Source organism: Halorubrum cibi (assembly GCF_900182635.1).
GTDB classification, from domain to species: domain Archaea; phylum Halobacteriota; class Halobacteria; order Halobacteriales; family Haloferacaceae; genus Halorubrum; species Halorubrum cibi.
This window is the reverse complement of the sequence record NZ_FXTD01000006.1, coordinates 163310-175809: the sequence shown is the minus strand read 5'-3', so window position 1 is coordinate 175809 and position 12500 is coordinate 163310. Positions and strand designations below refer to the sequence as shown.

Here is a 12500-nt window from a genome sequence, read left to right as displayed (position 1 = left end):
TTCAAGTCCGCCGACCGGGAACCGGGACACATGCAACCGGGAGATCGCGTCCGCGTCGAGCGCGGGGACGTCACGAACGAGGGCGTGCTGTTGCCCTCGACGACGCGCGAGCACCTCGTCGTCAAGCTCGAGGGTGGGTACAACGTCGGCGTCGACCGCGAGAACGCCGACGTCGAGGTGCTGGAGTCGGGCGCTCGCGACGTCGACGACGCCGGCGACGCGGGCGAGTCGAGCGAGATCACCTTCGACGACGACCTGCCGACGGTGGCGCTCATCTCCACCGGCGGGACCATCGCATCGACCGTGGACTACCGCACGGGCGCGGTCACCGCCCGGTTCGATGCCGAGGACGTGTTGCGGGCGGTCCCCGACCTCGCGGGGCGCGCGAACTATCGCGGGCGCGTCGTCGCCAACATTCTCTCGGAGAACATGGAGCCCGGCATCTGGCGGGACCTCGCCGAGGCGGTCCGCGAGGAGGTCGCGGCCGGGGCCGACGGCGTCGTCGTGATGCACGGGACGGACACGATGCAGTACTCCGCCTCGGCGCTCGCGTTCAGCCTCGACGTCCCCGTCCCCGTCGTGTTCACGGGGAGCCAGCGCTCCGCGGACCGGCCCTCCTCGGACAACGTCATGAACGCGGTGTGCGCGGTGGAGGCCGCGAAGGCCGACCACGCGGAGACGCTCGTATGTATGCACGCGAGCCCCTCCGACGACGTCTGCGCGCTCCACCGTGGCACCCGCGTGCGGAAGAACCACACCTCCCGGCGCGACGCCTTCGAGACGGTCGGCGCGGAGCCGCTCGGCCTCGTGGACTACGAGACCGCCACCGAGGCGGGAGCCGACGGCGACGTCGCCGAGGCGGCGATCACCTGGAACCGCGAGCCCGCGCCTCGCGTGAGGGACGGAAACGAGGGCGACGACGCGGCCGAGGCCGACCCATCCATCGCGACCGACCTCGAGCCGGAGGTGGAGCTCGTGAAGTTCACGCCAGGGATGGACCCCGCGGCGTGGGACTACCTGGAGGGAAAAGCCGGCGTCGTGATCGAGGGGACGGGGCTCGGCCACGTCCACACCGACCTCATCCCGCGGGTCGAGTCGCTCGTCGAGGACGGGACGGTCGTCGTCATGACGAGCCAGTGTCTCGAGGGGCGCGTGTGCGACCGCGTGTACGACACGGGCCGCGACCTGATCGAGGCGGGCGTGATCGAGGCGGGCGACACTCTCCCCGGAACCGCGAAGGTGAAGCTCATGTGGGCGCTCGCGAACCTCGACGACCCCGCGGTGGCGATGCGGCGGAACTTCGCGGGCGAGTTGACGGAGGAGTCGCGCCCCTGGCGGTAGGCTGAACCCGGAGGCGTCGTCCGCGCTCGCGACCGTGACGCTCTTTTCTCCGGCTCCCGCAGGCCGCGTATGGATCCGGCCCTGCTCCAGGTCGCGACGTTCCGGTCGGTGCTCTACTACGGGGCGGTGTACGGGATCGTCCTCGCGGTCGCCGTCTGGATCTACCGGGACGCGAAGGCGCGCGGAAGCGACCGGGCGCTGGCGTGGTTCCTCGCGACGCTCGTGTTCACCATCCTCCCGGTGTTAGCGTACATGTACCTCCACCGCGACGCGGGGCCGACCCGCCGGGAGTGATACGGGGCGGACGCGATCGGAGCGACCCGCCTCCGCCGGTCGAGTATCGATCGCGATAGCCGAACCCGAACGCCTAATTCTCCCCGCCCCGGCCGTGTCGACATGTTCGCGACCCTGCCGGACGCGCTCCGTCTGATCGTCGTCCCCGTCTTCTGTTGGGCGGCGGTCCGAGACGTCCGGACCCGGCGGCTCCCCAACCGGGTCTGGCCGCCGCTGTACGCCTTCGGTGCGCTGTTGCTCCTCTGGGACGCGGCCCTGCTGTGGCCCTTCGCGGGGCTCGACGGTCGGTGGTTCCTCGTCCGGGTGGCCGTCAGCCTGCTTTTCGTCGCGCCGCTCGGCTACGCGTTCTGGTACCTCGGCGCGTTCGGCGGGGCCGACGCGAAGGCGCTCATCGCGCTCGCGATCGTCTTCCCGACGTTCCCGACCTACGAGGTCGCCGGGTTCTCCCTCCCGCTCGTCGAGACCGCCCTCGGCGTCTTCTCGCTCACGATCCTCACGAACACGGTGCTCCTCGGGCTGGCCTACCCGGTCGGGCTCGCCGTCGCCAACCTCGCGCACGGCCGCGTCTCGCCGACGATGTTCCTCGCGCGGCCGGTGTCGACCGGCTCGCTCCCCGAACGCCACGGCCGACTGTTCGAGGACGCGGAGGGAACGACCCGGAGCGGGCTCGACCTGGACGCGCTCCGGATGTACCTCCGCTGGCGGGGGCTGACGCTCGCTGACCTTCGCAACGACCCCGACCGACTCCGCGACCCCGAGAGCGTCGGCGAGACGTTCGACCCGACCGACGGGGGAACCCACGTCGGCCCCGCGACCGACGGCGGCACCGTCGTCGAAGTGGACTGCGATCTCGACGACCCGTGGGCCGCGGAGCGGTTCCTCGCCGAGATCGACCACGGCGCGTACGGGACCGACGCCGAGACGCTCCGCGGAGGGCTGGAAGTCGTCACGGCCAGCGAGACGGTCCGCGTCTCGCCGGGGATGCCGTTCGTCGTGCCGATGGCGGCCGGGCTGGTCGTCTCGGTCACCTACGGCGACGCGTTGTTCGCGCTGCTCGGCGCGATCGGGCTGTTGTGAGCGGCGGAAGCGGTCCGAGAACGACGCGTCGTCCGAACCGACGACCGGATCAGGCCTCGATCGGCAGGTCGCCGACGGTCGAGACTCGCGTGCCGATCGGTCGTTTGACGAACTCCCCGAGTTCGACGCCGAACAGCCGGCTCACGCCGCGCTGGGCGGCGACGTCGAGCAGTCGCTGGTCGATCCGGCCGTCGACGACGACGGCGTGGGGTGGCTCGGCCGCGCCCTCGACCGCGTCGAACACGTCGTCGGCCTCGACCTCCTCGAGGATCCCGAGGTCGTCGTCGAGCAGCCTTGCGAGCCCGCTCTCGCGGTCGACGACCTCCTGAACGTGCTCCTCGAGCGACCTGGGTTCGTCGTCGTCGGGACTCGAGCCGATCGCGTGTTCCGCGTCGCCCGCATCGCTCGATCGGTCGGTCGGGTCGTCTTCGTCGACGGTGGCCGGGGTCACGTCGTCGGGGTTGTCGGCGCCGGTTCGGGACGCGGAGTCGGCCCCCTCGCTCGATTCGCTCGATTCGCCGTCGTCGGATCCCTCGGACTCGTCCGGATCGCTCGCGCCGTCGATCTCGGTCGGATCGGACGTCTCGGTCGGATCGGGCGTCTCGGTCGGCTCCGGGGTCGCGGGCGAACTATCGGATCGGAGCGCGTCGGCGGCCTCGGCGGCGTCCGTCTCGTCATCCGCGTCGGTCTCGGAGGCGCTGCCGGCCGCCTCCCGGAGGTTCGGCGCGTCGGCGAGCGTCTCGTAGGGGACCTTCCCGCGGAGCGCCTCGAAGACGGCACCGCGATCGAGGTCCTCGACGGACTCGCCGGGCGGCGCGAACGCGACGTAGTCGACCTCGCCGACCTGCGCGAGCTCGCGGAGGATGAGTTCGCCGCCCCGGTCGCCGTCGAGGAACGCGGTGACCGTCCGCGACCGCGTGAGCTCCGCGACTGCGTCGGGGACGTTCGTCCCCTCGACGGCGACCGCGTTCTTGATCCCGCACTCGAGCAGCGTCGAGACGTCCGCGCGTCCCTCGACGACGATCACCGCGTCGGAGTCGCCGACGCGCGGGCCGGCGGGCAGCCCCTCGTAGTCGACGATCCCCTCGATGCGGGCGGCGTCCCTGACCTCCTCCAACACGTCGTCGCTGCCGAGGCTCGTCTCCTCGAAGCCGCTCGCGACGAGCTCCTTCGCGCGCTCGACGACCTCCCGGCGCTTGGCCGCGCGCACGTCCTCGATGCTCGTCACCTCGACGGCGGCACCGCAGGGGCCGATGCGGTCGATGGTCTCGAGCGAGGCCGCGAGGATCGCGGTCTCGACCTTGTCGAGGCTCGAGGCGACCGTCACCTCGCCGAAGGACTGCCCGTTCTCCGAGCGTATCTCCACGTCGATCCGGCCCACCTTCGAGGACTCCTGGAGGTCTCGCAAGTCGAGCTCGTCGCCGAGGAGGCCCTCCGTCTGTCCGAACACCGCGCCGACGACGTCGCTCCGCTCGACCACGCCGTCGGCCGCGATGGTGGCCCGGATCAGGTATTTGGCTGTGTCGTTCATGTGATGAGTGATGGTGATGTGAACGGACGGCGGTTCGCCGTCCCGTTTCGGGTAGGATCGGTCCGGAAAAATAGCTGTCGACCCACGGATCGTCGTCGAACGTGGCCGGCAGCCACCGGTCGTCGTCAGGTATTGCCGCCGAGGAACAGGGTTTAGTCGGATCGACTCCTGGATCGCTCCAACCGGTGAGACGTTCGAGAGACCTCCTCTGGATACCGACGTTCGCGCTCCTCGTCGCGTTCGCGGTCCCGTGGCCGCTGTGGGGATCGGACCGCGTCGTCGCCGGGCTGCCGGCGTGGATCTGGTGGCACGTCGGGTGGCTCGGGCTCTGTGCGCTCGCGTTCCGGGCGTTCGTTCGGAGCGGCGCGTGGGAGCGCGGAATGGGGATCGACGCCGCGGAACGGGCGGGCGAAGCCGACGCGACGGTCGACGGGGGTGACCGCCGATGACTGCGGGGATCGGGCTCACGGTCGTGGTCGGTTACTTGGTGGCGGCGCTCGCGATCGGCCTCGTCGCCTACCGGCTCACGGAGTCGACCGCGGAGGACTACTACCTCGCGAACCGGTCGATCGGCACGCTGGTGTTGCTGTTCACGACGTTCGCCACGCTGCTCTCGGCGTTCACCTTCTTCGGGGGGCCGAACCTCGCGTACGCGGCCGGTCCGGAGTGGCTGATCGTGATGGGGACGCTCGATGGCGTGCTGTTCGCGGTGTTGTGGTACGTCGTCGGCTACAAACAGTGGCTGATCGGCGAGCGGAACGGGTACGTCACGCTCGGCGAGATGCTCGGCGACCGCTTCGGCTCCCCGGGGCTCCGCGCGCTCGTCGCCGGGGTCAGCCTGCTGTGGCTGTTCCCGTACGTCATGCTCCAGCAGATGGGTGCGGGCGAGGCGCTCGTCGGGCTGACCGGCGGCGCGGTCCCCTACTGGGGCGGCGCGGCGCTGGTCACCGCGTTCATGATCGCGTACGTGACGCTCGCGGGGATGCGCGGCGTCGCGTGGACCGACACGATACAGGGGCTGTTCATGCTCTCCGTCGTCTGGGTCGCCGCCGCCTGGGTGGTCTCGGCCGTCGGCGGCGTCGGCGCGGCGACCGGGGCGATGTTGGCGGCCCGCCCCGAGTTCGGGAGCTTCGGCGGCGGGATCTACACGCCGGGGTTCATCGTCTCGACCGCGATCACGATCGCGTTCGGGGTGACGATGTTCCCGCAGATCAATCAACGCTTCTTCGTCGCGGAGTCGGGGACCGTGCTCAAGCGATCGTTCGCGCTGTGGCCCGTCCTCGTGTTGCTCCTCTTTTTCCCCGCGTTCCTGCTCGGCGCGTGGGCCGTCGGGATGCCGGTCGACGTGCCCGAGGGGGCGAACGTGCTCCCGGTCGTGTTGAACGCGTACACGCCGACGTGGTTCGCCGCGCTGGTGATCGCGGGCGCGATGGCCGCGATGATGTCCTCGTCGGACTCGATGCTGCTCTCGGGCTCGTCGTACTTCACGCGCGACCTCTACCGGCCGTTCGTGGCCCCCGACGCCTCCGCGCGCCGCGAGGCGTGGGTCGCCCGGACCGGCGTCGTCGCCTTCGCCACGCTCGCGTTCCTCGCGAGCCTCCTCCGTCCCGGAACGCTGATCGAGGTCGGCGACACCGCCTTCTCCGGGTTCGCGCTGCTGTCGCTCCCCACCCTCTGTGCGCTCTACTGGGACCGCACCACCCGCGACGGGATGGCCGTCGGGATCGCCGTCCCGCAGGCGGCCTACCTGCTCGTGGTGCTGTCGTCGGTGCTCCCCGTCGTCCCGACGCTCCCGCGGACCGTCGCGGTCGCGGGAGCCGGCGGGTGGGACGTGGCGCTCGGGCTGATGGTCCTGTCCGCGGTTCTCACCGTCGGCGTTTCGCTTCTCACCGCGCCGACCGCCGAGAGCGACGCCTCCCGGTTCGCGGTCACGGGCGACTGAGGGGGCCACACCACGTCGTCAGCACTTCCCGTCGTCAGGTCGCTCCTCCTCGCCGCCGAGTCATTCCCCGCCGTCGAGTTCCCGAACGACCGTCGCCGGGTTCCCGCCGACGACGACGCCCGCGGGAACGTCCTCGACGACGACCGCGCCGGAAGCGATCACGGAGCCGTCGCCGACCGTCACGCCGGGATTGATCACCGCTTTCCCCCCGATCCAGACGTCGTCGCCGATCGTCACCGGCTCGCCGGACTCCAGCCCCTCGGAGCGCTCCCTCGGGTCGATCGGGTGCGTCGCGGTGTAGACGTGCGTGCCGGGGCCGATCAGGCAGTTCCGGCCGATCTCGATCCGGCGGACGTCGAGGAGGACGCAGTCGAAGTTGGCGTAGAAGCCGTCGCCGACGTGGACGTTGTAGCCGTAGTCACACCGGAGCGGGGGTTCGACCGCGACGTTCTCTCCCACGGAGCCGAACAGGTCGGCGAGCAGCTCCCGCCGCGTTCCGTCCTCGCCGGCGGCCGTGTCGTTGTATCGCGCCGTGAGGTCGCGAGCGCGCTCGCGCTCGACCGCGAGTTCGGGATCTGAGGCGTCGTAGGGGTCCCCGTTCAGCATCCTCGCCTTCTCGTCCGTCACGTTCGAGGGGGAGCGGCAACTCCCTTAAGGGTTTTCGAGGCGGTCCCCCGCCGGTTCGGCGAGGGGTGTTTTGTAGGGTGCGACCGTCGGAGGGACGTATGGGCCCAGCCATCGCCGTCGTCCTCGGAGGGGGGATCGCTTCGACGGCCGAACCCGGTCCGGAGGGCCTCGTCGACTACTGGCCGGTCCTGACCCGCGCCGGGTGGTTCATCGCGGGATTCCTCGTCGTGACGTTTCTCGGATGGGTCCTCGTCGAGCCCATGGTCTCCCGGGCGATCCATCGCCGCAACCGGAACAACCCGACGCTCCGGGAGGCGATATCCCGCTACCTCAGGCTGCTCGTCCTCGTCGTCGCGTTCCTCGTCGGCGCGGGCGTCGCCGGGTACGGCGACCTGATCGCCGACTCCGCGCTCGTCGTCGCCGCCGCCACGCTGGCGGTCGGCGTGGCGGCCCAGACGGTGATCGGGTCGCTCGTCAGCGGGACCGTCCTCGTCGTCGACCCGGAGTTCAACGTCGGGAACTACATCGAGTGGGAGACCGGCGAGGGGACGGTCGAGTCGATCACGCTCCGCATCACGCGCGTCCGCACGCCGGACGGCGGCCTGGTGACCGTCCCGAACACGGTGTTGACCGAACAGGCCATCGAGCGGCCGTACGCCCGGGACCGGTCCCGAGTGGTCGATCGCGTCGACCTCGCCTACGACGACGACGTCGGCGAGGCGATCCGGGTCCTCGAGACGGCCGCGAACGGGATCGAGGGCGTCCTCGAGGAGCCCGCCCCGCACGCGTACGTCGAGGAGTTCGGGGGCGACGCGGTGGGGGTCCGGATACACTACTGGGTCCACGACCCGCGTGGTCGCGACCTCTTCGAGCTCCGATCGCGGTACGCCCGGGCGGCCAAGTCCGGGCTGGAGTCGGCGGGGATCACGATCAGTCCGGCCTCGAAGCGCGACCTCCAGGGCCGGATCGAGGTCGAGCGGACCGAGTAGCCGACTCGACCGGCGGCCGGCCGGACCGCGTGGCCGACGCGACGGCCGGTCGATCGCGTGGCGACCGTCGCCAGATATCTCCGGAAGGCACGCGCCTATACGTGTCCTCGACGACCGAGGCGCAATGACACGGTGGAACGTGCTGCTCCCGCCGACCATCGACCCGGTCGGACCGGAGTCGCTCGCCGACGTCGCCGACTGTACGAGCCGCGCCGACTACGCCGACGAGGACGAACTGCTGGCCGACATCGACCGCTACGACGCGATCATCACGCGGACGCGACCGGTGACCGCGGAGCTGATCGCGGCCGCGGACCGGCTGAAGGTGATCGCCAAACACGGGACCGGCGTCGACAACGTCGACGTCGAGGCCGCGACCGAGCACGGCGTGCTCGTGGCGAACACGCCCGGCGAGAACACGAACTCGGTGGCCGAACACGCGGTGACGCTACTTCTGGCCGCGAAACGGAACGTCGTTCCCGCGGACCGGGCGACCCGAGAGGCCGACTGGCGACGCGCGGACTTCCGCGGTCACGACCTGTCCGGCCGGACCCTCGGGCTGTTCGGCGCGGGCAACGCGGGGCGACGGGTCGCGACGCTGCTGTCGGGCTTCGGGGTGTCCTGCGTGGCGTTCGACCCGTACGTCGACCCCGCGGACCTCCCGGAGAACGTCTCGCTGGTCGACGAACCGATCGAACTCTTCGAACGCGCCGACGACGTCAGCGTCCACGCGCCGCTGACCGACGAGACGTATCACGCGATCGGCGAGGCGGAGATCGGCGCGCTCCCCGCGGACGCCGTCCTCGTGAACACGGCCCGCGGCGGCGTCGTCGACGAGGACGCGCTCGTTCGCGCCCTCCGCGAGGGAACCATCGCGGGCGCGGGCGTCGACGTGTACGAGACCGAACCGCCGGAGCCCGACGACCCGCTCCTCGCGTGCGAGTCGGCGGTGTTCACCCAACACAACGCGGGCGTCTCTCACGACGCGCTCGAGAACATGAGCCGGGCGGCCGCGGAAAACGTCCGGACCGTCCACGAGGGCGGCGTCCCCGAGACGACGCTGAACCCGGAGGCCCGCGAATAGCTCCGGATCGCTCGCGGTTATCCGGCCGGGACCCGGTCGAACAGCTCCGGATAGTCGATGACGAGACCGTCCCGATCGACCGGCAACTCGGCCGTGAAGCCGCTGGACGTGTTCTCGTATCGGTACCGTCCGCCGTCCCCGTCGATCGGATCGAGACAGGTGTATCGCTGGGAGGCGGCCTTGACTCGTAGGTCCGGTACCGAGACGTACGCGACCCGTATCTCCGCCGACTCGTTCCGGTCGAGTTCCAACCGTCGGATCGGGAGCGTGTTGCTGAACGGCGTCGCTGAAACGTCCACGTCGATACAGCCGTCCAGCGACGGGACCTCCCTCCCTCGACCGTCGGTCCAGTTGCCGCTCCCGTCGGCTCGAAGCGTGATCGATGTCGATTCCCTGCCGAGAGCGGTGACGTTCACTCGCTGAACGCGGTGGTTTCGGTCGCACTCGATCTCGTAGCGGACTCGGAACGGTTCGCCATCGACCGAACCGATGACGACGCTCTCGGCGGAGACGCCCGCCGCGTCCTCGATGAGGTGGAGGGACTCCATTCCAACCCCGGTAACCGGAGACCAGAACACGTCTCGTTTCACGTACCGAGGAGCGTCGCGGGTTCGAATAACCGTTTCCGTTCGGAGAACCGTGCGCCGTACCGACCGGAGCCGAGACGAAGGGAGATCACGCCCGGTAACCCGGTTACGACGCGGTTTCGTCGGTGAACGCGCGCTCGAAACGGAGTGGACGGACCGGTCCGTCTCGAACGAACTATATCCGAAGACGCACACAGGTGCTCCCGTGGTCGCCCTCCATCGACCCGCGGGATCGACCCGATCCGAGGCGGTCGCCGTCGCGCTCGCGAACCTGCTGCCGCTCGTCGGCGTCGTCGCGCTCGGCTGGAACGCCGCGGCGCTCGTGGCGCTCTACTGGTTCGAACTCGGCATCGCCGCGCTCTTCGCCGTCGTCCGTGGGCTGTTCGCCGGCCGACCGAGCGACCTCGACACGAGCGGGGTGGTGCTCGGCGCGCTTGCGTCGAAGCCGCTCGCGCTGTCGGTCCCGCGGACCGGCGTCCGGATCTACCTCTCGTCGGTCCTCTCGCTCGTCGTGGTCGCGCCGATCCTCGGGGCCACGTGGTTCGTCCTCGGGGGCGTCGTGTTGGGGTTCGTCGGAGCCGACTCGCTCTCCGGCCCCTCCCTCGAGACGGTCGCGCTCGCCGTGATCGTCGTCTTCCTCTCGGAGGCCGGGACGACCGCCGTCGACTACTTCCATCGCGGCGGCTACCGTGAGGAGAGCGCCGGAACGGCGGTCTCGGGCGTCTTCTTCCGGCTCGCGACGGTGCTCGTCGGCGGGATCCTCACGGTGACCGTCGTCGCGGAGGCGATCGGGGTCGACGGCGACGCGACCGCGACGGAGGCGGCCGACCCGGTCGCGTTCGGGGTGCCGGTGCTCGTCGGCGCGGTGTGCGTCAAGTTCGCGTTCGACCTCGCGGGGCTGTACGGCGACCGCCTCGCCGCGATCGACGAATCCGCGGACGGGATCCTCGGCTGGTCGCGCGATCCCCCGACCCGCGACCCGATCGAGGACGACCTCTCGGACGCCGACTGCCGGATCCGGCCCTCGATCGCCGGGCGGCTGTTCGGCGAGCCGGTCTGGCCCGCGACGCATCCGGGTCCGTGGTACCTCTCGGTCCTCGCCCTCCTCGTGGCAATCCTGTTCGCGCTCGGGCAGGCGTGGGGAACCGTCGTCGGGCTCGTCCTCCTCGCGGCCGCGGTCCCGCCGGTCGCCGTCGCGGTCGACTCGGTGATCCGGTACGGTCCGGTCGAGTATCGCGTCGCCGACGACGAGGTCGCTGGCGGCCCCGCACTCGTCGGGTACGATCGGCTCTGCGGAGCCGCGCTGTGGCGGATCGAGCCTTGGGACGAGGAGGCGCTGCGGGTCGAGTGCGACCGCCTCGACGAGCGGGTCGACACCGAGACGCTCGTGATCGAGTTGCGCGACCGCGAGCTTCGGATCCCCCGGCTCGCCGAGACGGATGCCGACCGCGTCCTCGACGTCTTCGACCGACAGCCCGATCGGTGACCGGTTCACGGCCCGACCGGTGGTCCGCTCCGTGGTCCGATCGATCATTCTGGTATCGATTTCCGTGTACGGTGTTTCCCGTATCCGTGGACAATCTATATAACGGCCACCGCCGTGGATGGACGTATGACGGCAGGACCACCGATCGAGGAGATCCACTTCGATGACGCGCCGAACGTCGACTCCGTTCCCGGCCCGAAGGGCCGAGAACTGCTCGAGAAACAGGAGCGCATCGACAGCAGCGCGGTCAAGTACCCGGGGAACATCCCGATCGCCTTCGACGCCGGGAAGGGCGCGACGGTCCGCGACGTCGATGGCAACACCTACATCGACATGTTCGCCGGCATCGGCGTGTTGAACGTCGGCCACTCGAACCCGTACGTGCTGGAGGCTGTCAGAGAACAGACCGACAAGCTCGTCCACACCGTCGACTTCCCGACCGAAGCGCGCCTCGACCTGATCGAGAAGCTCGACGAGATCGCGCCGGCCGGCCTCAAAGGAGAGAACCGGGTCGTCTTCGGCGGCCCCACGGGGAGCGACGCGGTCGAGGCCGCGATCAAGCTCGCGAAGTACAACACCGGCGGCGACGGCCTGATCGCGTTCCGCGGGAGCTACCACGGCGCGACCTCCGGCGCGATGGCGCTCACCGCGAACAAGGGGTTCAAGGACGACTACACGCCCCTGATCCCGGACGTGGTCCACGCGAAGTACCCCTCGCCCTTCATCGACCGCGACGAGGACGGCGACTCGTGTGCCCGCGCGCTGAAGGAGGTCGAGGAGATCATCGAGGACCCCTACGGCGGGCTCGCGAACCCCGCCGGTATCTTCGTCGAGCCGATCCAGGGCGAGGGCGGCGTCATCGTCCCGCCCGAGGGCTTCCTGAAGGGACTTCGGGAGATCGCCACCGAGAACGACATCCCGCTGATGTTCGACGAGATTCAGAGCGGGCTCGGCCGCTCTGGCCAGTGGTGGGCCAGCGAGTGGCACGGCGTCACCCCCGACATCATGACGACCGCGAAGGCGCTCGGCGGCGTCGGCTTCCCGCTGTCGGCGACGATCTACCACGAGGACCTCGACACGTGGGACGCCGGCGGCCACGCCGGCACCTACCGGGGACACACCGTCGCGATGCGCGCCGGGACCCGCGCGATCGAGTACATCCAGGAACACGATCTCCTCGCACACGCCCGCGACCTCGGCGAGCACGTCCGGGAGCGGCTCCGGAGCGCGGGCAAGGGGAACGACCGCCTCGGCGAGGTCCGCGGCCGCGGCCTGTTCATCGGCGCGGCGTTCGTCGATGAGGACGGGAACCCCGACGGCGACGCGGTGAAAGCGATCCAGCAGTACTGCTTCGAACACGGCGTCTTAGTCTGGACGGCGGGCCGCCACGGTAACGTCCTGCGCCTGTTGCCGCCGCTCGTGTTGACCCGCGACCTGGCCGACACCGCGCTCGACGTCATCGTCGACGCGATCGACCACGTCACCGCCGAGACGGCGGCCTCGAGGTAAGCAGCGGTCGACCGATCTGAGCGATCCGATCGC

At 70.3% G+C, this 12500-nt stretch carries 12 protein-coding genes; 9 read left to right on the top strand and 3 right to left on the bottom strand.

Translation table 11 applies throughout. The features are described 5' to 3' along the window. The first annotated feature begins 30 nt into the window (after nucleotides 1–30). From gatD to FN829_RS09545, 3 genes are all read left to right on the top strand, one after another. Nucleotides 31–1341 (top strand): Glu-tRNA(Gln) amidotransferase subunit GatD, encoded by a 1311-nt coding sequence (gene gatD / locus FN829_RS09555; RefSeq protein ID WP_142986744.1) that lies wholly within the window; start codon nucleotides 31–33, stop codon nucleotides 1339–1341. 69 nt (nucleotides 1342–1410) lie between these two features. After that, nucleotides 1411–1635, top strand: coding sequence for a hypothetical protein (locus FN829_RS09550; protein WP_142986743.1), 225 nt, complete (start codon nucleotides 1411–1413; stop codon nucleotides 1633–1635). Nucleotides 1636–1737: 102 nt separating this feature from the next. Continuing rightward, complete coding sequence (locus FN829_RS09545) at nucleotides 1738–2712, top strand: A24 family peptidase (protein WP_142986742.1); 975 nt, start codon at nucleotides 1738–1740, stop codon at nucleotides 2710–2712. A 49-nt stretch (nucleotides 2713–2761) separates the two neighbouring features. Here FN829_RS09545 and dnaG read toward each other — a convergent pair whose 3' ends face one another. Continuing rightward, nucleotides 2762–4243, bottom strand: coding sequence for a DNA primase DnaG (gene dnaG / locus FN829_RS09540; RefSeq protein ID WP_142986741.1), 1482 nt, complete (start codon nucleotides 4241–4243; stop codon nucleotides 2762–2764). A gap of 185 nt (nucleotides 4244–4428) precedes the next feature. Here dnaG and FN829_RS09535 point away from each other — a divergent pair, with 185 nt between their 5' ends. Both FN829_RS09535 and FN829_RS09530 read left to right on the top strand, forming a co-directional pair. Continuing rightward, a complete protein-coding gene (locus FN829_RS09535; protein WP_142986740.1) occupies nucleotides 4429–4692 on the top strand; it encodes a hypothetical protein in 264 nt (87 codons plus the stop codon). Continuing rightward, entirely contained in the window at nucleotides 4689–6185 is a 1497-nt protein-coding gene (locus FN829_RS09530; RefSeq protein WP_142986739.1) for a sodium:solute symporter family protein, read from the top strand. The genes FN829_RS09535 and FN829_RS09530 overlap by 4 nt, the downstream gene beginning before the upstream one ends. A gap of 60 nt (nucleotides 6186–6245) precedes the next feature. Here the strand turns inward: FN829_RS09530 and FN829_RS09525 are convergent, their stop codons facing one another. After that, nucleotides 6246–6812, bottom strand: coding sequence for a sugar O-acetyltransferase (locus FN829_RS09525; RefSeq protein WP_142986738.1), 567 nt, complete (start codon nucleotides 6810–6812; stop codon nucleotides 6246–6248). Between the two features lie 98 nt (nucleotides 6813–6910). Between FN829_RS09525 and FN829_RS09520 the strand changes: the two genes are divergently transcribed. Together FN829_RS09520 and FN829_RS09515 are read left to right on the top strand one after the other, a co-directional pair. Further along, a complete protein-coding gene (locus FN829_RS09520) occupies nucleotides 6911–7801 on the top strand; it encodes a mechanosensitive ion channel family protein (protein ID WP_142986737.1) in 891 nt (296 codons plus the stop codon). 124 nt (nucleotides 7802–7925) lie between these two features. Continuing rightward, nucleotides 7926–8885 (top strand): hydroxyacid dehydrogenase, encoded by a 960-nt coding sequence (locus tag FN829_RS09515; RefSeq protein WP_142986736.1) that lies wholly within the window; start codon nucleotides 7926–7928, stop codon nucleotides 8883–8885. 17 nt (nucleotides 8886–8902) lie between these two features. On the opposite strand, the gene FN829_RS09510 is transcribed toward FN829_RS09515, so the two are convergent. Continuing rightward, the gene (locus FN829_RS09510; protein WP_142986735.1) at nucleotides 8903–9475 is read right to left on the bottom strand and encodes a putative glycolipid-binding domain-containing protein; all 573 of its coding nucleotides are present in this window, start codon (nucleotides 9473–9475) and stop codon (nucleotides 8903–8905) included. Between the two features lie 202 nt (nucleotides 9476–9677). On the opposite strand from FN829_RS09510, the gene FN829_RS09505 reads away from it, so the two are divergent. Together FN829_RS09505 and FN829_RS09500 are read left to right on the top strand one after the other, a co-directional pair. Next, nucleotides 9678–10958, top strand: coding sequence for a DUF6498-containing protein (locus FN829_RS09505; RefSeq protein ID WP_142986734.1), 1281 nt, complete (start codon nucleotides 9678–9680; stop codon nucleotides 10956–10958). 126 nt (nucleotides 10959–11084) lie between these two features. Continuing rightward, on the top strand, nucleotides 11085–12467 hold the full coding sequence (locus FN829_RS09500) for an aspartate aminotransferase family protein (RefSeq protein WP_142986733.1): 1383 nt from the start codon (nucleotides 11085–11087) through the stop codon (nucleotides 12465–12467). The last annotated feature ends 33 nt before the right edge of the window (nucleotides 12468–12500 follow it).

Excerpts from the sequence above, each read along its gene's own strand:
- gatD (WP_142986744.1), top strand. The coding sequence starts at position 31 with ATGCAACCGGGAGATCGCGTCCGCGTCGAGCGCGGGGACGTCACGAAC.
- FN829_RS09550 (WP_142986743.1), top strand. The coding sequence starts at position 1,411 with ATGGATCCGGCCCTGCTCCAGGTCGCGACGTTCCGGTCGGTGCTCTAC.
- FN829_RS09545 (WP_142986742.1), top strand. The coding sequence starts at position 1,738 with ATGTTCGCGACCCTGCCGGACGCGCTCCGTCTGATCGTCGTCCCCGTC.
- dnaG (WP_142986741.1), bottom strand. The coding sequence starts at position 4,243 with ATGAACGACACAGCCAAATACCTGATCCGGGCCACCATCGCGGCCGAC.
- FN829_RS09530 (WP_142986739.1), top strand. The coding sequence starts at position 4,689 with ATGACTGCGGGGATCGGGCTCACGGTCGTGGTCGGTTACTTGGTGGCG.
- FN829_RS09520 (WP_142986737.1), top strand. The coding sequence starts at position 6,911 with ATGGGCCCAGCCATCGCCGTCGTCCTCGGAGGGGGGATCGCTTCGACG.
- FN829_RS09515 (WP_142986736.1), top strand. The coding sequence starts at position 7,926 with ATGACACGGTGGAACGTGCTGCTCCCGCCGACCATCGACCCGGTCGGA.
- FN829_RS09500 (WP_142986733.1), top strand. The coding sequence starts at position 11,085 with ATGACGGCAGGACCACCGATCGAGGAGATCCACTTCGATGACGCGCCG.